This window comes from Dryocola mayonis, assembly GCF_051307045.1.
Lineage (GTDB): Bacteria > Pseudomonadota > Gammaproteobacteria > Enterobacterales > Enterobacteriaceae > Dryocola.
The window spans coordinates 85730-110159 of sequence record NZ_CP150452.1 but is presented as its reverse complement, the minus strand read 5'-3'; the positions used below and the strand labels follow the sequence as shown (position 1 = coordinate 110159).

General features: G+C 57.8%; 16 protein-coding genes and 4 pseudogenes. 11 read left to right on the top strand and 9 right to left on the bottom strand.

Going from position 1 to position 24430, the window contains the following annotated elements:
- The first annotated feature begins 32 nt into the window (after nucleotides 1-32).
- A pseudogene (gene selA / locus WLO32_RS00540) lies at nucleotides 33-1425 on the top strand (L-seryl-tRNA(Sec) selenium transferase).
- Nucleotides 1422-3272 (top strand): selenocysteine-specific translation elongation factor, encoded by a 1851-nt coding sequence (gene selB / locus WLO32_RS00535; RefSeq protein WP_435946819.1) that lies wholly within the window; start codon nucleotides 1422-1424, stop codon nucleotides 3270-3272. Before selA ends, selB begins: the two are co-directional and overlap by 4 nt.
- A gap of 88 nt (nucleotides 3273-3360) precedes the next feature.
- Here selB and WLO32_RS00530 read toward each other — a convergent pair whose 3' ends face one another.
- Entirely contained in the window at nucleotides 3361-4233 is an 873-nt protein-coding gene (locus tag WLO32_RS00530; RefSeq protein ID WP_435946818.1) for an ROK family protein, read from the bottom strand.
- A 189-nt stretch (nucleotides 4234-4422) separates the two neighbouring features.
- Between WLO32_RS00530 and exaC the strand changes: the two genes are divergently transcribed.
- Nucleotides 4423-5961 (top strand): acetaldehyde dehydrogenase ExaC, encoded by a 1539-nt coding sequence (gene exaC, locus WLO32_RS00525; RefSeq protein ID WP_435946817.1) that lies wholly within the window; start codon nucleotides 4423-4425, stop codon nucleotides 5959-5961.
- A gap of 40 nt (nucleotides 5962-6001) precedes the next feature.
- Here the strand turns inward: exaC and yajD are convergent, their stop codons facing one another.
- On the bottom strand, nucleotides 6002-6349 hold the full coding sequence (gene yajD, locus WLO32_RS00520; RefSeq protein ID WP_435946816.1) for an HNH nuclease YajD: 348 nt from the start codon (nucleotides 6347-6349) through the stop codon (nucleotides 6002-6004).
- A 604-nt stretch (nucleotides 6350-6953) separates the two neighbouring features.
- Between yajD and WLO32_RS00515 the strand changes: the two genes are divergently transcribed.
- On the top strand, nucleotides 6954-7274 hold the full coding sequence (locus WLO32_RS00515) for a hypothetical protein (protein ID WP_435946815.1): 321 nt from the start codon (nucleotides 6954-6956) through the stop codon (nucleotides 7272-7274).
- A gap of 181 nt (nucleotides 7275-7455) precedes the next feature.
- Here WLO32_RS00515 and avtA read toward each other — a convergent pair whose 3' ends face one another.
- Nucleotides 7456-8709, bottom strand: coding sequence for a valine--pyruvate transaminase (avtA, locus tag WLO32_RS00510; protein ID WP_435946814.1), 1254 nt, complete (start codon nucleotides 8707-8709; stop codon nucleotides 7456-7458).
- Between the two features lie 140 nt (nucleotides 8710-8849).
- Nucleotides 8850-10870, bottom strand: a pseudogene (locus WLO32_RS00505) (alpha-amylase).
- 313 nt (nucleotides 10871-11183) lie between these two features.
- Between WLO32_RS00505 and WLO32_RS00500 the strand changes: the two are divergent.
- Nucleotides 11184-12048 (top strand): annotated as a pseudogene (locus WLO32_RS00500) (protein bax).
- Between the two features lie 74 nt (nucleotides 12049-12122).
- Here WLO32_RS00500 and xylR read toward each other — a convergent pair.
- From xylR to xylF, 4 genes and pseudogenes are all read right to left on the bottom strand, one after another.
- The gene (xylR, locus tag WLO32_RS00495; protein WP_121264876.1) at nucleotides 12123-13301 is read right to left on the bottom strand and encodes a D-xylose utilization transcriptional activator XylR; all 1179 of its coding nucleotides are present in this window, start codon (nucleotides 13299-13301) and stop codon (nucleotides 12123-12125) included.
- Between the two features lie 93 nt (nucleotides 13302-13394).
- Nucleotides 13395-14576 carry a xylose ABC transporter permease XylH gene (gene xylH / locus WLO32_RS00490; RefSeq protein WP_435946813.1) on the bottom strand — a complete coding sequence of 394 codons (1182 nt, stop codon included), beginning with the start codon at nucleotides 14574-14576 and terminating at the stop codon, nucleotides 13395-13397.
- Nucleotides 14554-16095 (bottom strand): xylose ABC transporter ATP-binding protein, encoded by a 1542-nt coding sequence (locus WLO32_RS00485; RefSeq protein ID WP_435946812.1) that lies wholly within the window; start codon nucleotides 16093-16095, stop codon nucleotides 14554-14556. The genes xylH and WLO32_RS00485 overlap by 23 nt, the downstream gene beginning before the upstream one ends.
- 58 nt (nucleotides 16096-16153) lie before the next feature.
- Nucleotides 16154-17147, bottom strand: a pseudogene (gene xylF / locus WLO32_RS00480) (D-xylose ABC transporter substrate-binding protein).
- A gap of 370 nt (nucleotides 17148-17517) precedes the next feature.
- On the opposite strand from xylF, the gene xylA reads away from it, so the two are divergent.
- The 4 genes from xylA (at nucleotide 17518) to WLO32_RS00460 (ending at nucleotide 21977) form a co-directional block, all read left to right on the top strand.
- Entirely contained in the window at nucleotides 17518-18840 is a 1323-nt protein-coding gene (gene xylA / locus WLO32_RS00475; protein ID WP_435946811.1) for a xylose isomerase, read from the top strand.
- A 68-nt stretch (nucleotides 18841-18908) separates the two neighbouring features.
- Nucleotides 18909-20363: a xylulokinase gene (gene xylB, locus WLO32_RS00470; protein ID WP_435946810.1), complete on the top strand. Its 1455-nt coding sequence runs from the start codon at nucleotides 18909-18911 to the stop codon at nucleotides 20361-20363.
- Between the two features lie 157 nt (nucleotides 20364-20520).
- Entirely contained in the window at nucleotides 20521-21063 is a 543-nt protein-coding gene (locus WLO32_RS00465; RefSeq protein ID WP_435946809.1) for an isochorismatase family protein, read from the top strand.
- Entirely contained in the window at nucleotides 21060-21977 is a 918-nt protein-coding gene (locus WLO32_RS00460) for a GlxA family transcriptional regulator (RefSeq protein WP_435946808.1), read from the top strand. Before WLO32_RS00465 ends, WLO32_RS00460 begins: the two co-directional genes overlap by 4 nt.
- Here the strand turns inward: WLO32_RS00460 and WLO32_RS00455 are convergent.
- Complete coding sequence (locus WLO32_RS00455) at nucleotides 21974-22969, bottom strand: acyltransferase (protein WP_435946807.1); 996 nt, start codon at nucleotides 22967-22969, stop codon at nucleotides 21974-21976. The two genes, WLO32_RS00460 and WLO32_RS00455, sit on opposite strands and share 4 nt — an antisense overlap.
- Before the next feature lie 112 nt (nucleotides 22970-23081).
- Here WLO32_RS00455 and WLO32_RS00450 point away from each other — a divergent pair, with 112 nt between their 5' ends.
- Both WLO32_RS00450 and glyQ read left to right on the top strand, forming a co-directional pair.
- Entirely contained in the window at nucleotides 23082-23396 is a 315-nt protein-coding gene (locus WLO32_RS00450; protein WP_435948352.1) for a YsaB family lipoprotein, read from the top strand.
- A 118-nt stretch (nucleotides 23397-23514) separates the two neighbouring features.
- On the top strand, nucleotides 23515-24426 hold the full coding sequence (glyQ, locus tag WLO32_RS00445; RefSeq protein WP_034460421.1) for a glycine--tRNA ligase subunit alpha: 912 nt from the start codon (nucleotides 23515-23517) through the stop codon (nucleotides 24424-24426).
- Nucleotides 24427-24430: the final 4 nt, after the last annotated feature.

Here is a 24430-nt window from a genome sequence, read left to right as displayed (position 1 = left end):
TAAGGCAAAATTTCTCAATCCTACGGCCTGCCATGACCCTTCAACGCACTTTGTACAGCCAGCTGCCGGCAACAGACCGCCTGCTGCGCGACGCATCGTTCAGCCCCCTACTGAATGAATTCGGCCATACCCGCGTGGTCAGTACCCTGCGCGATATGCTTGATAGCGCACGCGAGCATATCCGCGTCCAGGGCGAGCTGCCGCCGTGGAACGACAGCTGGGCCGTGCAGGCCAGACAAAGGCTTGAGGCTGGCCCTGCGCAGCGCCCTGCTGCCCGTTTTTAACCTGACCGGCACCGTGCTGCACACCAATCTGGGCCGCGCCTTGCAGGCTGAGGCCGCCGTGGAAGCGGTCGCGCAGGTTATGCGTTCACCTGTTACCCTGGAATACGATCTGGACGGCGCCGAGCGAGGACACCGCGACCGGGCGCTTGCGGATCTGCTGTGTGAGCTAACCGGAGCGGAAGACGCCTGCATCGTCAACAATAACGCGGCGGCGGTGCTGCTGATGCTGGCTGCCTGTGCGAACGGCGGCGAAGTCATCGTCTCGCGCGGCGAACTGGTGGAAATCGGCGGCGCGTTTCGCATTCCGGACGTTATGCGCCAGGCGGGCTGCCGGCTCGTTGAGGTGGGCACCACTAACCGCACGCACCTGAAAGATTATCGTCAGGCCGCCGCCGGCCCGGATACGGCGCTGCTGATGAAGGTGCATACCAGCAATTATCAGATAGAAGGCTTCACCAAAACGGTGAGCGAAGCCGAGCTGGCAGAGTTAGGTAAAGAGCTGGCTATTCCGGTAATAACCGATTTGGGCAGCGGTTCGCTCATTGATCTCAGCCGGTGGGGGCTGCCGCCGGAGCCTATGCCCGGGCAGCTTATCGCCGCGGGCGTCAGCCTGGTAAGCTTCTCCGGGGATAAGCTGCTCGGCGGCCCGCAGGCGGGCATTATCGTCGGCAAAAAAGAGCTTATCGCCCGCATTCAGAGCCACCCGCTCAAGCGCGCCCTGCGCGCCGACAAAATGACCCTGGCGGCGTTAGAAGCCACGCTGCGCCTGTATCAGCATCCGGAAACCCTGGCCGCAAGGCTGCCGACGCTGCGCCTGTTAACCCGCGATGCGACGGCCATCAGCGACCAGGCCCGGCGCCTGCTGCCCGCCCTGCAGGCACGATTCGCAGAGCGGTTCGAGGTGCGCGTGGAGCCTTGCCTGTCGCAGATTGGCAGCGGTTCGCTGCCGGTCGACAGGCTGCCGAGCGCCGCCGTCACCTTCACGCCAAAAGACGGGCGCGGCGCCACGCTGGGCTTATTGATACAGCACCTGCGCGAACGGCCAAAACCGGTTATCGGCCGCATCAGCGACGGACGGCTGTGGCTGGATTTACGCTGCCTTGAAGATGAGGCGGGCTTTATGGAGATGCTGACCCAATGATTATCGCCACCGCCGGCCATGTGGATCACGGCAAAACGACGCTGCTGCAGGCCCTGACGGGCGTCAATGCGGATCGCCTGCCGGAAGAGAAAAAGCGCGGCATGACTATCGACCTCGGCTACGCCTACTGGCCGCAGCCCGACGGAAGAATCATCGGCTTTATCGACGTGCCGGGGCACGAAAAATTCCTCGCCAATATGCTGGCGGGCGTCGGCGGCATCGATCACGCGCTGCTGGTCGTAGCCTGCGACGACGGCATAATGGCGCAGACTCGCGAGCACCTGGCCATTCTTGAGCTTACCGGCAGGCCGGCGGTTACCGTCGCGCTGACCAAAGCAGACCGCGTCAGCGAAACGCGCATTGAAGAAGTGCGGCAAGCGGTTCAGGGCATGCTCAGGGAAGCAGGATGGCAGGATACGGCCATCTTTGTCACCGCGGCGCTCGCTGAAACGGGCATTGCGGAGCTGCGCGGGCATTTACAGGCGTTGCCGGAGCGCCCGCATCCGCGCCAACATCGTTTTCGCCTGGCCATCGACCGCGCGTTCACCGTGAAAGGCGCAGGCCTGGTGGTGACGGGCACGGCGCTGAGCGGCGAAGTAAAAGTCGGCGATACCCTGTGGTTAACGGGGGTGGATAAGCCGATGCGCGTGCGCGGCCTGCATGCGCAAAATCAGCAAACGGACGCCGCTTTCGCCGGGCAGCGCATCGCCCTGAATATCAGCGGCGACGCGGAAAAAGCGCAGCTTAGCCGCGGCGACTGGCTGCTGGCGGAAAAGCCGCTGCGGCCCGTTGAGCGCGTCATCGTTCAGCTGCAGGCCCAGGCTCCGCTTAGCCAGTGGCAGCCGCTGCATATTCACCACGCCGCAAGCCACGTCACCGGGCGCATATCGCTGCTGGAGGACGACCTGGCCGAGCTGGTGCTGGATATGCCGCTGTGGCTGGCGGAAAACGACAGGCTTGTGCTGCGCGATATCTCCGCGCGCCACACGCTGGCGGGCGCCCGCGCCATTCAGCTTCACGCCCCGCGACGCGGCAAACGGCAGCCGGCCTACCTGTGGTGGCTGCATCAGCTCAAACAAGCCGGGGACGATCGGCAGGCCCTGGAGGCCGCTTTGCAGCGTGGCGCCGTCTCGCTTAGCGCCTTCGCCTGGGCGCGCCAGCTTACCGCCGGCGGCCTTCAGGCGCTGCTGGCCCAGCCGGGCTATATCCAGGCCGGCGACGGTCTGCTGAGCGACGAGGCCGCCGCCCGCTGGCAGCAAAAGCTGATCGATACGCTGGATCGCTACCACCAGCAGCACGACGACCAGCCGGGCCCGGGCCGCGAACGCCTGCGGCGCATGGCGCTGCCGGGCGAAGACGAACCGCTGGTGCTGGCGTTAATTGAGAAAATGCGCCGCGAAGGCAAAATCGTCAGCCGCCAGGGCTGGCTGCATCTGCCCGACCACAATCCCGGCTTCTCGGCCGCGCAGCAGGAGATATGGCAGAAAATCGACGGCCTGTTTGGCGACGACCCCTGGTGGGTGCGCGACCTGGCGGCGGAGATTAAGCAGGATGAGCAGACGGTGCGCCAGCTGCTGCGCTTTGCCGCCCGGCTCGGCCTGGTGACGGCGATCTTAAAAGATCGTTATTACCGCAACGATCGGATTGAGGCGTTTGCCGGTTTGATCCGCGAACTGGATCAAACCCAGGGCGCCACCAGCGCGGCGGATTTCCGCGACAGATTAGGCATCGGCCGCAAGTTAGCGGTGCAAATCCTTGAATATTTTGACCGTACAGGCTTTACCCGCCGTCGCGGCAACGAGCATTTACTGCGGGATAAGGCGCTGTTTCAAAAGGAAAGCGCTTAGGGGAACTGGCGGGCGGCAGCGCGAACCGCCCTGCTGGCCCTGCAATAAGCGTCAGCGCCATGCGACATCTGGCTGCCACCGGCCGCAATCAATCCTTCTGCCTGGCCAGCCAAACCGCGCCCAGCATCCCGGCTTTATTGCCAAGCTTACACGGGCGAATCGGCACCTTGAGCACGTCCCAGAACTTAAACCCTTCAAGGTGGCGCTCCAGCATCGGGTACAGCATCGGCTGCGTGCTTACGCCGCCGCCGAGCAAAATCGCCTGCGGGTCGAACAGCGACACCACGCTGTATATCCCGCGCGCCAGGTATTTCACCCAGTTATCAATCACGCCCTGAATGTGTAAATCCGTCTCGGCGCGGGCAAAAATATCCTGGCCGTGAATTTTTTCGTCCGCCGGAATATTCATCTCGCGGCGGCAGGCGTCCATCAGCCCTTTGGCCGAGGCCAGCTGGTGCATATCTTCGCCGTATTGCCCAACGGGCAGCACGCCGAACTCCCCGGCGCGGTAGTGCGAACCGCGCATCAGCTCGCGGTTGACGATAATGCCGCCGCCGATGCCGGTGCCGATGGTCACGCACACCAGCGAATCATAATCATGGCCGGCGCCCAGCCACATCTCGCCGAGGGCGGCGCAGTTAGCGTCGTTTTCAACGGTGATCGGCAAATCTGTCAGCTCGCCGAACATTTCCAGCAGGTTGCAGCCGTCCAGAAACGTCAGCGATCCGGCCTTAGGGACGCTGCCGGTAATCGGATTGATGTAGCCGGGGAAACTGATGGCGATGCCGGCGATTTCGTTATGCTGCCGGTAGCCGGCCACCACGCTTTGCCAGGAGGACAAAAACAGCTGGCGGTCGTAGTGGGTATCGTATTCTTCAGCTATCAGCACCTCCCCCTCTTCGGTGAACAGACCATGTTTTACATGGGTACCGCCTACATCGAAACTAATAAACAGGCGCATGAGCAATCCTTGTGGCGAAACGGGAAAAAGGTAATCTTCAAGTATGAATCAATTTAGTTAGCCTGCTGGCTGAATACTCCGAATCAAAAAAATTTAATCCGTGAGCCGCGTCGTAAACCCTTCAGGCGCTGGCGGAAAAATCGTCAACGACATCTATCCTTGATAAGCAACCGCGACAAGGAGAACATCATGACAACCAATCCTCCCGATACCCGCATTATCCCCGGCGAATATGGCTTTCCGCTCAGGCTGAAACCACGTTACGACAACTATATCGGCGGCCAGTGGGTGGCGCCGGTAGACGGCCAGTATTACGAGAATCTTACCCCGGTCACCGGACAGCCGCTGTGTGAAATCGCAAGCTCCGGCAAGGGCGATATCGATCTCGCCCTTGACGCCGCCCACGAGGCGAAAGCGGGCTGGGGCGGCATGTCCGTGCAGGAACGCGCGAATATCCTGCTAAAAATCGCCGACCGCATGGAGCAGAACATTGACCTGCTCGCCGCCGCCGAAACCTGGGATAACGGCAAGCCTATCCGTGAAACCACCGCCGCCGACGTGCCGCTGGCCATCGACCACTTCCGCTATTTCGCTTCCTGTATTCGCGCCCAGGAGGGCGGCATCAGCGAAGTTGACGGCGAAACCGTGGCGTACCACTTCCACGAGCCGCTGGGCGTCGTCGCACAAATCATCCCGTGGAACTTCCCGCTGCTGATGGCGAGCTGGAAGATGGCGCCGGCGCTGGCGGCGGGAAACTGCATTGTACTCAAACCCGCGCGCCTGACGCCGCTTTCCGTGCTGTTGCTGATGGAGCTGGTCGGCGATTTACTGCCGCCGGGCGTGATCAACGTGGTGAACGGCGCGGGCGGCGAAATCGGTGAATACCTCGCCACCTCAAAACGCATCGCCAAAGTCGCCTTTACCGGTTCCACCGAAGTGGGCCAGCAAATCATGCAGTACGCGACGCAGAATATTATTCCGGTGACGCTGGAGCTGGGCGGCAAATCCCCGAACATTTTCTTTGCCGACGTGATGGACGAAGAGGACGCCTTCTTCGACAAGGCGCTGGAAGGCTTTGCGCTGTTCGCCTTTAACCAGGGCGAAGTCTGCACCTGCCCGAGCCGCGCGCTGGTGCAGGAATCTATCTATGAACGCTTTATGGAACGCGCCATTCGCCGCGTAGAGTCTATCCGCAGCGGCAACCCGCTGGACGCCAGCACGCAGATGGGCGCCCAGGTATCCCAGGGCCAGATGGAAACCATCCTTAACTATATCGATATCGGTAAAAAAGAAGGGGCGGACGTGCTGACCGGCGGGCGCCGCAAGGCGCTTGATGGCGACCTGAAAGCCGGCTATTACCTGGAGCCGACCATCCTGTTTGGTAAAAACAACATGCGTGTCTTCCAGGAGGAGATTTTTGGCCCGGTGCTTGCCGTCACCACCTTTAAAACCATGGAGGAGGCGCTGGAGCTGGCGAACGACACGGAATACGGCCTGGGAGCAGGCGTCTGGAGCCGCAACGGCAGCGTGGCCTACAAAATGGGCCGCGGCATTCAGGCAGGACGCGTGTGGACCAACTGCTACCACGCCTATCCGGCGCACGCGGCCTTTGGCGGCTATAAGCAGTCCGGCATCGGGCGTGAAACCCATAAGATGATGCTGGAGCACTATCAGCAAACCAAGTGCCTGCTGGTAAGCTATTCCGATAAGCCGTTAGGGCTGTTCTGAGGGATATTTCACCCTCTCCTGCGGGAGAGGGTTTGCTTTGCTAGCCTTTCTTATTCAGCATCGCCTTCAAATCCGCAAACGGATTGTAGGTGGCTTCGCCGACGTCTTTTTGCGCATCCTCACCGGCAATCACCCTGGAGCCGTACTGGTCGGCCTCGGTGTATTTGGAGTGCTCGTGATCGTGGCAGTACAGGCACAATAATTCCCAGTTGCTGCCGTCTTCCGGGTTGTTAGTGTGGTCGTGATCCATGTGATGCACGGTCAGCTCGCGCAGGTTCGAATAGACAAACTCGCGGGAGCAGCGCCCGCAGACCCACGGAAAGAGCTTCAGCGCCTTCTCGCGGTAGCCGCTTTCCAGCCGCGTATAGTTTTTCGGGATAATGGCCATGTTGATACCTGATAGAAAATGTAGGGTTAAAACCAGTGTCCGGCTAAATCCCCTCTTTATCAATCCCCAAATGCCGCATGCGTGAGAGCGACCGCAAAGGCTGCGGAGCTGATACCCAGGTTGGCGCACGGGACAGGCGAACCGGAAAGCCGAATCCGGGAGGTGGAAACGTTATCTGCCGCCGCCGGGATGAAAAATAGTTTTTCCCCGTTTTGCGAATGAATTTATTTAATTCATTAATGCAATCAGGCAAATTAAAGCCAAAATACTCAGCTATTCGATAAATAGCCGGGCGCCTGATAAAAAATATCGCCTCGCTTATTCATAAATAACCCTTTCAGCCTAAAATATCGGGAGATAATATTGATCGCAATTATAGTTAATGAGATATTCCCGGCCTGATAATGCCTGCCGTCAACGCATAGCGATAGCGCAAAATACAACCATGCCGGCACAGGTTACGGTATGGAAAATTAATCTCCTTTTCATACGCATAATAAAGGGAAAAGCATGAAGAAATTAACAGTTATCACGGGATTGAGCCTGTTATTATTGACGGGATGCGCCCGCAAAGCGCCTGAAAGCGTGGTGACGCCAGCCGCCGTTGTCCCTGCGCAGGGCCTCGGCGCCCGTCGCCCAGCCGCAAATCGATCCGCAGGCTGAAGCAGAAAAACTGCAGGCGCAGCGCTTACAGGAATGCCGTAAGGAGCTGGATGCGATGCAGGTGTATAACAAAGCTTCCTATAATAAATATCAGGCAGAATTCCAGAAGCTAAGCGCCTCTACCGATAAATATCTGCGGGTTAAAGAAGCTATCGGCGCTGACGTGAATGATATTTTAACGCCGCAAAAAGAATTCCAGACGCGCGAGCTGTGCTTCCGTATTAAAAGCCGCCTGGTGCAATTAATGATTAGAAAGGGCTGATGCAAAGTGAACAGGCAGGAGTGCGATTGATATAACCTCTTGATTCACTGATTTATATATCCGGCCAAATTCCCTCGCGTCCTGAAAGGACCTTTGCCCGCAAGCGTCGCGATGGAAAATCGCCTGCAATAAAAATCCCGGCGTGGATAATCGCAGGCGTTATCCACACCGCCATAGTTTTTTATACGGATTCGTTCCAGGCCCGCTCGATCTCTTCGGCCAGAATCTTCACGCCCGCCTCGATTTTTTCCGGCTCCGGCACGTAGTTCATACGCATGCACTGGTGCGTGTGCGGCCAGGGCTTATCAAGTCCGGGGAAGAAGTAGTCGCCCGGCACCATCAGCACGCCGCGCTTTTTCAGGCGCTGGTAGAGCAGTTCGGTGGTGATCGGCAAATCCTTAAACCACAGCCAGAGGAAAATCGCGCCTTCCGGTTTATGGATCAGGCAGCGTTCCGGCGACAGGTAGCGGCGAAGAACGGCGATAGTTTGCTGAACGCGCTGATAATAAAACGGCTTGATGACGGTTTCAGACAGGCGCAGCAGATCGTTGCGTTTAATCATCTCCGTCGCCATCGCAGGCCCGATACCGCCGGGAGCAAGGCTGATAATGCCGTTCATATTGCTCACGGCCGAGATGATTTTTTCGTTGGCGATGATAATGCCGCAGCGGGTGCCCGGCAGGCCCAGCTTCGACAGGCTCATGCACAGCACGATGTTCGGATTCCACAGCGGGCGCGCCTGGCTGAAAATGATGCCGGGGAACGGCACGCCGTAAGCGTTATCAATCACCAGCGGGATGCCGTGCTGGTGCGCCAGCGCATCGAGCTTGATCAGCTCTTCGTCGGTAATGACGTTGCCCGTCGGGTTGGTCGGGCGCGAGACGCAAATCATCCCGGTGTCCTGGCCGATGTGCAGATGTTCGAAATCGACGTGGTATTTGAACTGGCCTTCCGGCAGCAGCTCGATGTTCGGGCGCGCCGAAACGAAGAGATCCTCTTCGAGGCCTGAATCGCCGTAGCCGATATACTCAGGCGCCAGCGGGAAGAGCACCTTTTTGGTGCTGCCGTCGGCGTGACGGCCGGCAAAGAGGTTAAACAAGTAGAAAAATGCGCTCTGACTGCCGTTTGTCAGTGCAATATTCTGCGGTTCAATATCCCAACCTAATTCAGTGCGCAGCAGGCTGGCAAGCGCGTCGAGTAACTCACTTTTCCCCTGCGGACCATCATAATTACACAGCGCGTCGGTCATTTTCCCGTTTGCCAGCATGTCCGTCAGCAGGTTCTGGAAATAATCGTTCATCGCGGGAATCTGTGCCGGGTTTCCACCGCCGAGCATAATAGCGCCCGGCGTGCGTAAACCGTCGTTGAGGTCCTCCATCAGGCGTGTGATGCCTGCATGGCGGGTAAATTTATCGCCGAAAAGTGAAAACGTCATAACGTAGATCTGTCGCTTACTGTCAAAAAGAGGCTAACCATAGCGCCGCAGAAGTCGCGGTGCAAACACAGTAAGCATAGCCCGCAGATGTCTATATGCTGCGTATCCTCTCCAGGACAGCACAGAATGTTGCCGCGGGCTTATGGGTTCCCCGCCCAGACCACCATGACTTTGTCATCGCCGCTTTGGCGGCTAAAGCCGTAACCCTCTTTCATGCTCAGCGTGGTTTGCCTCCCCGCGCCAACGGCCGGATGGCGCGCGCGGAACCGGCTGATTTTTTCCCAGTGCTCAAGCGTGGCGGTATTTTTACCCCAGTTCATATCGGAGCGCGTGCCCTGCAGCGGATCGGAGCCGGTGGGGCCAAACGGACGTTCCGTTTCGTCGCCGTAGAAAATCTGTACCGCGCCGGGAGCCAGCAACAGCAGTTCTGCTGCGCGCTGCCCGCCTTCGCGGAACAGCCGGGTATCATGCGATGAAAGATAGCTGAGCACGTTAAAATCCTGCAGCTTTTCCGCCATCTGCTGCCAGGTGATATCGATGTTCGCCAGGCAATCCGTGGCTTTCGCGGCCTGCTCCTGATAATCGAAGTTGATCATCGCGTCAAAGCCGCTGCTGTAGTAGTCGCTTTTCATCACGCCGTGGCCCCAGGATTCGCCCGTCATCCAGAAGGGGGCGTCGTCCATCTTTTTATCCGGATGCGCTTTTTTCCACGCGGCCCAGCGCTTCCACGGACTGCGCTTTGAGCTGCTTCCAGGCGTCTTTTTCAACGTGTTTAGCGGTATCGACGCGGAAGCCGTCAATGCCGTAATCGCGCACCCACTGGCTCAGCCAGCGCGTCAGGTAGTCGCGAACCGTATAACCCGCAATCTCTTTAGCGTTGGTATCCGGCTTGTGGCGATAGAACACCGGCAGCCCCGCGGCCCGCGTAGACTCGGTTTTTAAATCCGGCAGGAAAGCGAGGGACATAGTGATATCGTCAAAGCCCGGATTGTCGTAATCGCCGATATCCGTGCGGATCCAGTTTTTCCCCCACCAGGTTTGCCAGGCCGTTTTGTCGCTGAAGTTAATGTAGTCGTTAAAGGTGTGCCAGCTCTGGCCGGGGCCGGGCTTCCAGTCGGTCCAGCGTTTGCCCAGCGTTTTCGTCAGTTCTTCGCCTTTTAAATACAGCGCGCCGAACTGGTACTCCTGCATATCCGCAAGGGTAGCGTAGCCGGTATGGTTCATGACGATATCAAACAGGACGCGGATGCCGCGTTTGTGGGCTTCGTCCACCAGCTTGCGCAGCTCGTCTTCGGTGCCCATATTGGCGTCGAGCTTCGTCCAGTCCATGGTGTAGTAGCCGTGATAGGCGTAGTGCGGGAAGTCCCCTTTGGTACCGCCGCCCACCCAGCCGTGAATTTGCTCCAGCGGCGAGCTTATCCACAGGGCGTTTACGCCGAGGTTTTGCAGATAATCAAGCTTGCCGGTCAACCCCGCCAGGTCGCCGCCGTGGAAGGTGGCAATTTCCTCCATGCCGTCTTTATGGCGGCCGTAGCTGTTATCGTTGGCGGGATTGCCATTCGCAAAGCGGTCGGTCAGCACGAAATATACCGTCGCGTTATGCCAGCTAAAGGGAGCGGCTTTTTCCGTAGACGCGCTTTCCAGCAGCAGCAGGCCGTTGCTGTTCGCCGCCGGCATCATGATTATCTGACCCTGTTTAACGCTTGCCGTTTGTCCGCTGTAAAAATCGCGTACCTGTTCGCCTTCGGCGAACGTTTTACTGACGTCAACCGTCAGGGGTTTGCCGTCCCATTTAGGGCACTGGCGCGTAACGTCGTCAGGCGCGGGCCGTGACGGTACTCTTCACGCTCAGCATCAGCGTCGGCGTGCCGCTGCGCGTATCGATTTGCACCTGGTAATCCCCTTCGCGGAACAGCTTCCACTGCGGCGCGTCGCCTGCACAGGGCTTCAGGGAGAGCATTTGATTAAGCCTGATGGTTTCGGCGGGCTGCCAGCAGGCTCCATCAAGCTTCAGGCTCAGCGGCAAAGTCCCCTTCGCAAGCCTGGATTCGCTCACAAAGAGGCCAGCAGACTGTTCTTTAAAGGGATTCAGACCCGGCGCAGTCCAGTTTGCCAGCGCGAGGCCCGGGAATAACAAAAGCAGCAGAGGAATTTTTTTCATTTTTTTTACCATGGGTATCTTTTAACCAGTGTGGCATTGTTTTCGCTGATGATATTCATCCTGACGGGCGGGTCGGCAGGGAGGAGAAAGGAGGGTGAGTGATCGAAGTATCATTTCGCTAAATTATGCGATAACCCTCGCATATCACGATACTTTTCTCCGTCATAAGAAGATCGTACGTGACAACACTTCGGATTGGGATTATTTCTTTTGGTGCCCTGGAACGTTATTTTTGCTAGTATTCGCGTTTACTTTATTCGAACCCCTTGACAATTAAGGCACACGAGACGCATCGATCCGCCCAGGAGATCTAATGATATCAACCCCAATCCGACGATTTGGGGCTGCGATACTTATGTTACTGACCTTCAGTTTTTCAACTGGGGTAATAGCCAGTAAACATGAGCCAAAATCGCATAAAGCCCATGCCGTTAACACAAAAAGTGTTAAGACAAAAAGCACAAAGATACACAGCACTAAGACAAGCAGTAAGAAGTTGGCAAGCAGTAAGAAAGAGTATTCTCGCAATAGTGAATTGGCATCGCTCCCTGATTTGCGAAAATACCCTTCCGGAACGCCAAGGAAAAGAGCGTTTCTCCGGACGGTCATGCCATATATTACCAGTCAAAACGCTGCTATCACCGCCGATCGCAACTGGCTTGTTTCCAAGCAGTACGAAAAGGCCTGGTCGCCTTCCGAGCGCGCGCGCCTGAAAGGCATTACGCAGCGCTATAAAATTGCCTGGAACGGCAACACTAACCGCGTGCCGTGGAACCAGCTGATGGAAAAAGTCGACATCATTCCCACCAATATGGTGGCCACGATGGCGGCGGCTGAAAGCGGCTGGGGCACCTCTAAGCTTGCCCGCAGCAATAACAACCTGTTCGGCATGAAATGCAGCAAAAGGCATTGCAATAGCGACAGCGGTAAAGTGAAAGGCTATCAGCATTACGATTCGGTGAAAGAAGGCGTTAATGCCTACGTCACCAATCTGAACACGCACCCGGGCCTATAAGTCATTCCGTAAGTCGCGCGCGCAGCTGCGTAAAGCCGATCAGGAAGTGACCGCCAGCAATATGATTCATAAGCTGAAAGGTTATTCGACAAAAGGCAGCAGCTATAACAATTACCTGTTTGCGATGTACCAAAGTAATCAACGCCTGATGGCGGCGAACTGAATAATAAAAACGGATTTGTTAGAACAAAGTTAAAAAAACAATTATACGCCTTCTTCCGAAGGCGTTTTTTTTCATTAAACCAGTATCTCGCTGTACCGCTCACGGTGCTCTTTTGGCGTGGTATCGTACTCTTTTTTAAATACCGAATAGAAATACTGCAGCGAAGGATAGCCGCACATCTGAGAAATCTCGTTTATCGACAGGGAGGTGGAAACCAGCAGGCTGCGCGCCTTCTCCAGCTTTTCGGCGTGGATAACCGCATGGATGGTTTCCCCCACCTCTTCCTTAAAGCGCTTTTCAAGATTGGAGCGTGAAATCCCCACCGCGTCCAGCACCTGCTCCACCTTAATGCCCTTGCAGGCATGGTTGCGGATGTAGTGCATCGCCTGAATCACCGCCGGATCGTGTAAGGAGCGGTAATCCGTCGAGCGGCGTTCCACAACCCGCACCGGCGGCACCAGAACCCGCTGCAGCGGCAACGCTTCGTTATCCAGCAGGCGGTGCAGCAGCTTGGCCGCCTGATACCCCATCTGCCGCGTGCCCTGCGCCACGGAAGAGAGCGCGACGCGGGACAGATAGCGCGTCAGCTCTTCGTTATCGATGCCGATCACGCAAAGCTTTTCCGGCACCGGGATATGCAGATGCTCGCACACCTGCAAAAGATGGCGCGCCCTGGCGTCGGTAACCGCAATAATCCCCGTCTGCGGCGGCAAAGTTTGCACCCAGTCAGCCAGCCTGTTTTGCGCATGCTGCCAGTTTTCCGGCGCCGTCTCGATCCCCTGATACACCACGCCGCGGTACTTCTCTTCCGCGACCAGCTCGCGAAAGGCGTGCTCACGCTCCACCGCCCAGCGTTTGTTGCTTGAGCCGGGCAGGCCGTAGAAAGCAAAACGCTGCACGCCCTTTTCCTTCAGATGTAAAAACGCGCTCTGCACGAGGGCGTAGTTATCCGTGGCGATGTAGTGCACCGGCGGATAATGCTCGGGCCTGTGATACGAGCCGCCGACGCCCACGATCGGCACATCGGCGCCTTTGAGCAACCTTTCGATTTCCGTATCGTCAAAATCCGCTATCACCCCGTCCCCCAGCCACTCCTTGATATTGTCGATCCGGGCGCGGAAATCCTCTTCGATAAAGATGTCCCATTCTGATTGAGACGCCTGCAAATATTCACCTACGCCTTCAACGACCTGGCGGTCGTAAGCTTTATTGGCATTGAATAACAACGTAATGCGATGACGTTTCTCAAACATGCTAAAAGTTCCTGAAATTACCCGGTATCTGAATACCATAGCAACGGCAAAGCCGGGGAACCTTGCCCCGGCGTTGTGATCGCTTGCACATTCTCAGGCCCGGCGTTTGGTTGCCGAGTCCATCCATACCGCTAACAGTAAAATGGCGCCTTTGACGATGTACTGCCAGAAGGTCGGGACGTCCATCATACTCATCCCGTTATCGAGGGAAGCCATAATAAAGGCGCCCATCACCGCGCCGGCGACGCTGCCGATCCCGCCTGCCAGGCTCGTGCCGCCAATAACGCAGGCGGCAATGGCGTCGAGCTCGGCGATATTCCCGGCGGAAGGGGAACCGGCGCCCAGCCGCGAGCTGAGGATCAGCCCGGCGATCGCCACCATCAGCCCGTTGATGGCAAACACGGCAAGCTTGGTGCGCTCGACGTTAATGCCCGAAAGGCGCGCCGCTTCGATATTGCCGCCAATGGCATAAATGCGGCGACCGAACGCGGTGCGGGTGGCCATAAACATGCCGGCGAGCAGCAGCAGCGTCAGAATCAGCACCGGCGTGGGCACGCCGCGGTAATCATTGAGCAGCCAGACGGCTCCCAGCACGATGACCGCGGTGATGGCCTGCCGTCCCACAATGGTGCCTGAGGCTGGCGTCACCAGCCCCAGCGCCTGGCGACGCAGCCGCAGCCGCCACTGCCAGGCCACAAACGCCATCAGCCCCAGCGCGCCGACGCCAAAGCCAACACCATCCGGCAGATAGCTTTGGCCGATTTGCGACATCGCCGCGCTGGTTGGCGAAACCGTAGTGCCGTTGGTGATGCCAATCAGCACGCCGCGAAAAGCGAGCATGCCCGCGAGGGTAACGATAAACGACGGCACTTTACGGTAGGCGACCCACCAGCCGTTCCAGGCGCCCAGCACCAGGCCCAGCGCAAGCGTCACGACGATCGTCAGCGGCAGCGGCCAGCCCAGCCAGACGTCGAAAATCGCCGCCACGCCGCCCAGCAGGCCCATCATCGAGCCCACGGAAAGATCGATTTCCGCCGAGATAATCACAAACACCATGCCCACCGCCAGAATGCCGGTAATGGCCGTCTGGCGCAGCAGGTTAGAGACGTTTCGCGCGCTCAGATAGGCGCCGTCGGTCATCCAGGTAAAAAACAGCATGATGACGACGATGGCGGCGATCATGACAAACACCTGCAGATTAAGCGCCTTCAGGCCGCCGAAGGGCGAGGCAAGCGGCGGTGTAAGTTTCATTTCAGACGGATTGCTTTTCGACATGATGGTCACTCCTCAGTGCGGCTTCCATGACCTGCTCCTGGGTCAGGTTGTGGTTAATCAGGTTGGCTTTGATACGCCCCTCGTGCATCACCAGCACCCGGTCGCTCAGACCCAGCACCTCAGGCAGTTCGGAGGAGATAACAATCACGGCGATGCCTTGCTGTACCAGCTGATTAATGAGCTTGTAGATTTCGTATTTGGCGCCAATATCGATGCCGCGCGTCGGCTCATCAAGAATGAGAATACGTGGGTTAAGCAGCAGGCAGCGGGCGAGAATCGCCTTTTGCTGGTTGCCCCCGCTCAGGCGGCCGATGGCCAGCCCCGGCGACGACGTTTTAACCTTCAGGCGTTGAATGGTCTGCAAAATGCAGTTTTGCTCGGCGGCGTCGTCCAGGCTGCTTAGCGCGCCGGCAAACTGCCCAAGCGACGCCAGCGTGATGTTCTGCCCTACCGCCATCACCGGCACGATCCCGTCTCTTTTCCGGTCCTCCGGCACCATAGCGATGCCGTGGGCAATCGCCTGCTGGCAGCAGGTGATTTTTACCGGCTTATTGTCGATAAAAATCTCGCCTTCCGATCTGCCGGGCCAGACGCCAAACAGGCACTGAACGGCTTCGGTACGCCCGGCCCCCACCAGCCCGGCAATGCCCAGGATTTCCCCTTTGCGCAGCGAGAAAGAGATGTCGTTGACGCGTTTGATATGGCGGTTGACCGGATGCCAGGCGGTAAGGTGCTCGACGCGCAGGATCTCCTCGCCCGTTTGATGCGGCTCGCTCGGATACAGCGCCGTCAGTTCGCGGCCGACCATCATGGTGATGATGTCGTCTTCGCTCATCTGCGCAGCATCGCGGGTGCCGATAGGCTGCCCGTCACGGATTACGCAGATGGTGTCAGAGATGGCTTTGACTTCATTAAGCTTGTGGGAGATGTAGATACAGGCGATGCCGTGGTCCTGCAGATCGCGAATAATCTTTAATAAAACCTCCGTTTCGCGCTCCGTTAGCGAAGCCGTGGGTTCATCCAGAATCAGCAGCCGCACCTGTTTATTCAGCGCCTTGGCTATTTCCACCAGCTGCTGCTGCCCAAGCCCCAGATCGCCCACGCGGGTGTCCGGTGAGAGATCCAGGTTCACCTGCGCCAGCAGCTTCTGGCAGCGCAGCGTCATGCTGTCGTAGTCCAGCACGCCGTGGCGCGACATCTCCGCGCCGAGGAAAATATTCTCCAGGATAGAAAGATGCTTCACCAGCGCCAGCTCCTGGTGAATGATGGCGATGCCTTTGCGTTCGGTGTCGCGAATGTGGCCCGCCTGAAGCTTTTCGCCCGCAAACCAGATTTCGCCCTCGTAGCTGCCCCAGGGGTAGATGCCGCACAGCACTTTCATCAGCGTCGATTTGCCGGAGCCGTTTTCGCCGCACAGCGACATAACCTCTCCGGCGTTGAGCGACAGGCTGACGTTGTCCACCGCCTTCACCACGCCAAAAGCCTTAGTGATATTTTTCATTTCCAGTAAGTAAGGCATAACCTCTCCCCCGTCTGGCCAAAGATTGCCGCCCGCAGCGAGCTACGGGCGATACGGGTCAGAGATCGCTCTTCTTGTGGAAACCGTCGGCCACCACGGTGCTGTCGATATTGGCTTTATCCACCTCAACCGGCGTAAGCAGGCGCGACGGAATGTCCTTCAGGCCGTTATTAAGTTTGGCATCGGAGGCCGGTTCTTTGCCCTCGCCTAATTCCACCGCGATTTCAGCGGCGGTATTTGCCAGCCTGGTTATCGGCTTATAAACCGTCATGGTTTGCGTGCCGGCAATAATACGCTTCACGCCCGCAAGGTCCGCATCCTGACCGGAAATCGCCACCTTGCCGGCCAGCCCCTGCGCGCTCAGAGCCTGAATAGCGCCGCCGGCGGTAGCGTCGTTTGACGCCACCACCGCGTCAATTTTGTTGTTGTTCGCCGTCAGGGCGTTTTCCATAATTTTCAGCGCGTTTTCCGGCAGCCAGCCGTCCGCCCACTGATCGCCTACCACTTTTATTTTCCCGCTATCGATATAAGGTTTTAATACTTTCATCTGCCCGGCGCGGAACAGCTTGGCGTTATTATCCACAGGCGAGCCGCCCATTAAGAAATAATTTCCGGAAGGGACCTTATCAACAATACTCTGGGCCTGCAGCTCGCCGACTTTTTCATTATCAAAAGAGATATAATAATCAATATCCGCGTTATTAATCATGCGGTCATAGGCTAATACTTTAATGCCTTCGCGTTTCGCTTCGGCGACCACGTTGCTTAATACCTGGCCGTTGTAAGGAATAATGACCAGCACGTCCACGCCGCGGTTAATCATGTTTTCAATCTGCGACATCTGGGTTTCTTCGTTGCCGTTGGCAGACTGAACAAATACTTTGGCGCCTAAGGATTCGGCCTTCTTCACGAAAATATCCCGGTCCTTCTGCCAGCGCTCAAGGCGCAGGTCGTCGATGGGCCATGCCGATTTTTACTTCTTTAGCGATGCCGCTCACGGAGGTTAAGACGAGCGAGGCGCACAGCGTCAGTAAGAGGTTCTTAATCTTCATATTATTGTTACCTGTAGGGTGGTGATTATTCGGATTAAAGAATGGATTACATTTGCAGACGAGAGAATTGTTGCCGCTGAGTGCAGAATCGGCAATTACTGATTTTTATCTTCTCATTATGATTTTTGGTTTAATTCTCAATTTATGACAGGGATCTGCTTTTAAAATATCCCGCGCGTCGCTTCCTGTAATCCAGAAAATAGAAGGTGAACGTTTTCTTGTATATTTTTCAGCGGTTTTTGCGAGGCGGCGCACGTTTGGGTATTCTCTGAAGCGCAGTGTGAAATAACGTAATTGAGCATCCCGCGGGTAAAACCCAGAATAAGTAAACTTTCGCCTGGCCGCAGTTTTTCTGATTACGGAGTTCATTATGCAAGCCTATTTCGACCAACTTGATCGTGTACGTTTCGAAGGCCCTAAAACCACCAACCCGCTGGCGTTCCGCCACTACAATCCGGATGAGCTGGTGCTGGGCAAACGCATGGAAGAACACCTGCGTTTCGCCGCCTGCTACTGGCATACCTTCTGCTGGACCGGGGCGGATATGTTCGGCGTTGGCGCCTTTGAACGCCCGTGGCAGCAGGCGGGAGACGCTCTGGCGCTGGCAAAACGCAAAGCCGAAGTCGCCTTTGAATTCTTCCACAAGCTGAACGTGCCCTATTACTGCTTCCACGACGTGGACGTCTCCCCGGAAGGCGCCTCGCTCAAAGAGTACCAGAACAACTTTGCGCAAATGACCGAGCTGCTGGCGCAAAAACAGCAGGATACCGGCGTGAAGCTGCTGTGGGGCACCGCGAACTGCTTCACCCATCCACGCTACGGCGCGGGCGCCGCCACCAACCCGGACCCGGAGGTCTTCTCCTGGGCGGCCTCTCAGGTTGTGTCCGCAATGAACGCGACGCATCAGCTGGGCGGTGAAAACTATGTGCTGTGGGGCGGGCGCGAAGGCTATGAGTCCCTGCTGAATACCGATCTGCGCCAGGAGCGCGAGCAGATTGGCCGCTTTATGCAAATGGTGGTTGAGCATAAACACAAAATCGGCTTCCGCGGCACGCTGCTTATCGAACCGAAACCGCAGGAGCCGACCAAGCACCAGTACGACTACGATGTGGCAACGGTTTACGGCTTCCTGAAACAGTTTGGTCTGGAAAAAGAGATCAAGGTGAATATCGAAGCCAACCACGCCACCCTTGCCGGCCACTCCTTCCATCATGAAATCGCCAGCGCCATCGCGCTTGGCATCTTCGGCTCGGTGGACGCGAACCGCGGCGACCCGCAGCTGGGCTGGGATACCGATCAGTTCCCGAACAGCGTGGAAGAAAACGCGCTGGTGATGTATGAAATTCTCAAGGCGGGCGGCTTCACGACCGGCGGGCTGAACTTTGACGCCAAGGTCCGTCGCCAGAGCACCGATAAATACGATCTGTTCTACGGTCATATCGGCGCGATGGACGTGATGGCGCTGTCGCTGAAAATCGCCGCGCGCATGATTGAAGATGGCGAGCTGGATAAGCGCGTGGCGAAACGCTACGCCGGCTGGAATGGTGAACTGGGCCAGCAAATTCTGAAAGGGCAGATGTCGCTGGCGCAGATTGCGCAGTACGCTGAACAACATAATCTGGCGCCGCAGCACCACAGCGGCCACCAGGAGCTGCTGGAAAATCTGGTGAACCACTACCTGTTCGACAGATAAGCGCGTTGTTCCATCATTATCTTCCCTGCGCCACGTTCTGCGTGGCGCAGTTATAAGGAGTGGCCATTATGTACATCGGTATCGATCTTGGGACGTCGGGTGTGAAAGCGATTTTGCTCGGGGAAGAAGGCGAAGTGCTGGCGTCGCGCACCGAACCGCTAAGCGTCTCCCGCCCGCATCCTTTGTGGTCGGAACAGGATCCTGAGCACTGGTGGCAGGCGACGGACCGCGCGATGAGGTCGCTGGGCGAGCAACATTCGCTGCAGGGCGTAAAAGCGCTGGGCATCGCCGGACAGATGCACGGCGCAACGCTGCTAGACAGCAAGCAGCAGGTGCTCCGTCCGGCTATTTTATGGAACGACGGCCGCAGCGGCGAAGAGTGCGCCCTGCTGGAAGCCAACGTCGAAGATTCTCGCGGCATCACCGGCAACCTGATGATGCCGGGCTTTACCGCGCCAAAACTGCTGTGGGTAGAACGCCACGAGCCGGATCTTTTTGCGCAAATCAACACGGTGCTGCTGCCAAAAGATTACCTGCGCCTGCGCATGACGGGCGAGCTGGCAAGCGACATGTCCGACGCGGCGGGCACGATGTGGCTGGACGTCGCAAAACGCGACTGGAGCGATACGATGCTCGACGCCTGCCGCCTTAGCCGCCAGCATATGCCCGAACTCTTTGAAGGCAGTGAAATCACCGGCGTGCTGAAAGCCGACGTGGCGCAGGCGTGGCGCATGCCCGCCGTTCCGGTGGTGGCAGGCGGCGGCGATAACGCCGCAGGGGCCGTCGGCGTCGGCATGGTGGACGCCGGTCAGGCCATGCTGTCCCTTGGCACCTCGGGCGTTTATTTCGCCGTCAGCGACGGATTTCGCAGCAAACCGGAAAGCGCGGTACACAGTTTCTGCCATGCGCTGCCGAACCGCTGGCATTTAATGTCGGTGATGCTCAGCGCCGCGTCCTGCCTCGACTGGGCGGCGAAGCTCACCGGCCTGGGCGGCGTTCCGGCGCTGCTGGCCGCCGCCGAACAGGCGAACGAAGACGCAGGCGTGATCTGGTTCCTGCCCTATCTTTCCGGCGAGCGCACGCCGCACAATAACCCGCAGGCAAAAGGCGTGTTCTTCGGCTTAACGCATCAGCATGGCCCGGCGGAGCTGGCCCGCGCCGTGCTGGAAGGCGTCGGCTATGCGCTGGCGGACGGCATGGACGTGGTGCATTCGTGCGGCATCACGCCGAAAAGCATCACGCTTATCGGCGGCGGCGCGCGCAGCCCTTACTGGCGGCAAATGCTGGCGGATATCAGCGGGCAAACGCTGGATTACCGCACCGGCGGCGATGTCGGCCCGGCGCTTGGCGCCGCGCGCCTGGCGCAAATTGCCGTGTCGCCCGGACAGTCGCTGCAAACGCTGCTCCCGCAGCTGAAGCTCGAACAGCAGCATCAGCCCGATACGGCGCGCCATCAGCGCTACAGCGGCAGAAGAGAGGTGTTTAAGCAGATTTATCAGCAGCTGTTGCCGTTGATGTCGTAGACAGGTTTTGTGGCGGTGGAGGGCGCCTGCGCCTCTCCACCCTGCCGCAGGCTTTATAACAGGTCCCGATTCACCCTCATCCTGTCCGTTTTCGGTATTAGCAACCCGGCAAACCCTTGTCACAATGGCTTCACACCCAGCGATGAGGAGTCCGAAAATGTCCCGTTCCGCGCTTATTAATATCGATACGCAGCAATCCTTTTTCCATCGTGACTACTGGCAGGAAAACGACGTCCCGGCGTTTGAGCAGGCTATTACGCGACTGATTGCCGGCTGCCAGGATTTGAAGGTTCCCGTCGTGGATATTTTTCACGAAGACGGCGACGGCCCCTTCGCACGAGCGTCAGGCCTGGTGAAGCCGATGCCTTTTCTCACCCACAAGGCGGACGCCGCCTTTGAGAAGCACGTCCACAACGCCTTCACCGATACCGGCCTTGACCACTGGCTGCGCACGCGGGACGTTAACCACCTGATTATCTGCGGGCTGCGCACCGAACAGTGCTGTGAAACCACCGCGCGCGTGGCGTCGGATCTGGGCTATCGCGTTTCTTTTATCAGCGAGGCGATGCTTACCTTCCCGATGTGCTGGAAAGGCGTTACGCTGGATGCAGCCGCCCTGCGTCACCGTACTGAAACGGTGCTGGCGGGGCGTTTCGCGGATGTGCAAACCGTTGCCGAGTGCCTGGAGTCGCTATCGTGAGTATTGGGGTCTGGTTCGTTGTTCTGCCCGGCGTGCTGTCGCTCGACCTGACGGGGCCTGCGGAGACGCTGGCGCTCGCCGGGGAGGCGTTTCACCTGCATTTCATCGGCCCGGACCCACAGGTTGTCACCTCAATCGGCCTGGGCTTTAGCGGCGTTGAACCGCTGCCGGAAAGCTTTCCATCCGGCAGCCTTCTGGTGCTGCCGGGCGTGTGTGATTCCAGCCGCTACTTTGATACGCCGCAGGCTGAGGAGGTGCGCCGCTGGCTTACCCGCCTGCAGCCGCAGATCCACAGCCTGCGGCTTAACCTGATGTGCGTTTGCTCCGGCTCGCTGCTGGCCGCAAAAGCCGGGCTGATGCACGGCGTGCAGTGCACCACCCACCACGATGTGCTGGCGAGGCTGCGCGCCGCGGCCCCCGGCGCTCAGGTCAAAGATAACCGTATTTTCGTCGAGGATCGGGGCATCTGGACCAGCGCCGGCATCACCTCCGGCATCGATCTTGCGCTGCACCTGATTAATCGTTACTGCGGGCCGAAGGCCGCTTTAGACGTGGCGCGCGAGATGGTGGTATGGTTCCGCCGTTCCGGCGACGACCCGCAGCTTTCGCCGTGGCTGCGCTATCGCAACCATATTCACCCGGCGGTACACCGTGCCCAGGACCTGCTTTCCGCGGCTCCCGAATACGCCTGGAGCGCGCAGGAGATTGCCGCGAAGGCGCACGTCAGCCCGCGCCATTTATCGCGGCTTTTCCAGCAGCACCTGGGCATATCGGTGCGGGATTATCTGGAACAGCTGCGGCTTGCGGTTGCCGAGCAGCGTCTGCTGCAGGGGCAGCGTATGGAACAGGCCGCGGCGGCGGCAGGCTTTTCCTCGCCGCGACAGCTCCATCGCGCCCGCGCCCGTAACGCTTAGCTGACCAGCCTGCGCTTATCCACGCGCTGCAGCCCCATCGACAGCAACAGGCTGCAAACCAGGGTTGCGCCGAAGATCCACAGAATATCCAGCACCGGCGAGCGGGTTAACTGGTAGCCATGCGTGCGCAGGAAGTGGATTATCAGGGCGTGAAAACCATAAATCCCCAGCGAATGGCGCGAGATAAAGGCCAGGCCCGGCAGTGGCCGGACGTTGAGGCAGTTTTTCACCACCACCAGCAGGCTGACGGCGGCGATAAACACCAAGGGCCCGCAGTAGACGTAAAAAATGTCAGAAAAATTACCGTTTATTTGCAGCTGCTTGTGCGTGCCCAAAGAAACAGACGCCACGCAAAGCGCGAACAGGCCGCCCGCCAGCGCGCTTATCCATCCCTTTTCCGTCTCCAGCATGCCGATCGCCCGCCCCAGCAGCCCGTACAGCACGTAGTAGAAGGTGTCGCCGCGAATATAGAGGTTTATCGGCAGCCATTTCACGCCGCCCAGCGTCTGCGGCACGGTGTTGGGGTTGGCGACCACGCCCAGCAAAACCATCAGCCCCAGAACCGCCATCGCGTTGACTTTTTTAACCTCAATCAGCGGTGAAAGCAGGTAGATAACCATTATCGCGAAGAAAAACCACAGATGATAAAACACCGGCTTTTGCAGGATATAGCGCAGCGAAAGTCCGGAGCTAATCGGCGTGAAGAAGTGGATATAGAAAAGCGCGATCAGGCTATAAAAGAGTAAACACAGCCCGATACGCACGAAATGGCGCTGCCTGGCGCTGCGCTCGCCAAAAAAAAGATAGCCGGAAATCATGAAGAATAACGGCACGCTGACGCGCGAGGCCGAATTCAGCACGTTCGAAAAATCCCAGCTAAATGGAGTGACCGCGCTCGCATTCGTAATGTACCAGGTTGTGGTATGAATCATCACTACCATCAGGCAGGCGATGCCGCGCAGGTTGTCAATCCAGTTAATTTTTTGCTGCATTCGTTCCTCTGTAAAAATCTTAAAAGGTAAATCTGCTGCTTCCCGCGTTTGCACAATACCCGTTGCTCGTAAATAGTGAATAACAACAAGTCTAACGTATTGATAACCCATGATGATGACAGAAAAGAAAATTAGCCTTTGGGCGCCGGCGCTCGCCGCGCTGCTGTTAAGCGCGTGCAGTTCCGGCGAACATCATCCCCAGTTCGCCCAGCGGGCGCATACGCCGGCGGCGCAAAGCGCCGAGATGGTGAAGACCTGCAAACAGGAAGCGGCCCATCGCTACAACACTCACGCGCAGCGCATCAGCGTAATCGACATTGAGCAGTATCAGGGCAGCTTTGAGATAAAAGGCGCCACCCTGCGCGAGGAGGGATTTACCTGCTCCTTTGACGAAAGTGGTCAATTCTTACACCTTTCGACGACATAAAGCCGCAATCAAGGGCAAACAGCGCTATTTTGCGCGCGGATTCGGGCTGTATATCTTGCGGTCAACGGGTATACTGGCCGCTTCACTTTAAACCCACTCGAACGCGTGCGAAATCAACATGCAAAAGTTTGATACCAAGACCTTTCAAGGCCTGATCCTGACTTTACAGGACTACTGGGCCCGCCAGGGCTGCACCATTGTTCAACCTCTGGACATGGAAGTCGGCGCCGGCACCTCTCACCCAATGACCTGCCTGCGGGCTTTAGGGCCGGAACCGATGGCCACCGCGTATGTGCAGCCTTCCCGCCGTCCTACGGATGGCCGTTACGGTGAGAACCCGAACCGCCTACAGCACTATTATCAGTTCCAGGTGGTGATTAAGCCGTCGCCGGACAACATTCAGGAGCTGTATCTCGGGTCTCTTAAAGAGCTGGGTATGGACCCGACCATTCATGATATTCGCTTCGTAGAAGACAACTGGGAAAACCCGACGCTGGGCGCCTGGGGTCTGGGTTGGGAAGTGTGGCTCAACGGCATGGAAGTGACGCAGTTCACCTACTTCCAGCAGGTGGGCGGCCTCGAATGTAAGCCTGTTACCGGTGAAATCACCTACGGTTTAGAGCGCCTTGCGATGTATATCCAGGGCGTGGACAGCGTTTACGATCTGGTCTGGAGCGACGGCCCGCTGGGTAAAACCACCTACGGCGACGTGTTCCACCAGAACGAAGTGGAACAATCGACCTATAACTTCGAACACGCCGATGTGGATTTCCTGTTCTCCTGCTTCGAGCAGTATGAGAAAGAGGCGCAGCACCTGCTGGCGCTGGAAAACCCGCTGCCGCTGCCTGCTTACGAACGCATTCTGAAAGCGGCGCACAGCTTCAACCTGCTGGATGCGCGCAAGGCCATCTCGGTGACCGAACGCCAGCGCTATATTCTGCGTATTCGTACTCTGACCAAAGCCGTGGCCGAAGCCTATTATGCTTCTCGTGAAGCGCTTGGCTTCCCGATGTGCAACAAGAATAAATAAGAGG

Bases quoted from the DNA above. Each gene is read 5' to 3' on its own strand.
- glyQ (WP_034460421.1), top strand. From the start codon at position 23,515: ATGCAAAAGTTTGATACCAAGACCTTTCAAGGCCTGATCCTGACTTTA.
- WLO32_RS00455 (WP_435946807.1), bottom strand. From the start codon at position 22,969: ATGCAGCAAAAAATTAACTGGATTGACAACCTGCGCGGCATCGCCTGC.
- xylH (WP_435946813.1), bottom strand. From the start codon at position 14,576: ATGTCGAAAAGCAATCCGTCTGAAATGAAACTTACACCGCCGCTTGCC.
- WLO32_RS00450 (WP_435948352.1), top strand. From the start codon at position 23,082: ATGATGACAGAAAAGAAAATTAGCCTTTGGGCGCCGGCGCTCGCCGCG.
- xylR (WP_121264876.1), bottom strand. From the start codon at position 13,301: ATGTTTGAGAAACGTCATCGCATTACGTTGTTATTCAATGCCAATAAA.
- WLO32_RS00465 (WP_435946809.1), top strand. From the start codon at position 20,521: ATGTCCCGTTCCGCGCTTATTAATATCGATACGCAGCAATCCTTTTTC.
- WLO32_RS00530 (WP_435946818.1), bottom strand. From the start codon at position 4,233: ATGCGCCTGTTTATTAGTTTCGATGTAGGCGGTACCCATGTAAAACAT.
- selB (WP_435946819.1), top strand. From the start codon at position 1,422: ATGATTATCGCCACCGCCGGCCATGTGGATCACGGCAAAACGACGCTG.
- WLO32_RS00485 (WP_435946812.1), bottom strand. From the start codon at position 16,095: ATGCCTTACTTACTGGAAATGAAAAATATCACTAAGGCTTTTGGCGTG.
- exaC (WP_435946817.1), top strand. From the start codon at position 4,423: ATGACAACCAATCCTCCCGATACCCGCATTATCCCCGGCGAATATGGC.
- avtA (WP_435946814.1), bottom strand. From the start codon at position 8,709: ATGACGTTTTCACTTTTCGGCGATAAATTTACCCGCCATGCAGGCATC.
- yajD (WP_435946816.1), bottom strand. From the start codon at position 6,349: ATGGCCATTATCCCGAAAAACTATACGCGGCTGGAAAGCGGCTACCGC.
- xylB (WP_435946810.1), top strand. From the start codon at position 18,909: ATGTACATCGGTATCGATCTTGGGACGTCGGGTGTGAAAGCGATTTTG.
- xylA (WP_435946811.1), top strand. From the start codon at position 17,518: ATGCAAGCCTATTTCGACCAACTTGATCGTGTACGTTTCGAAGGCCCT.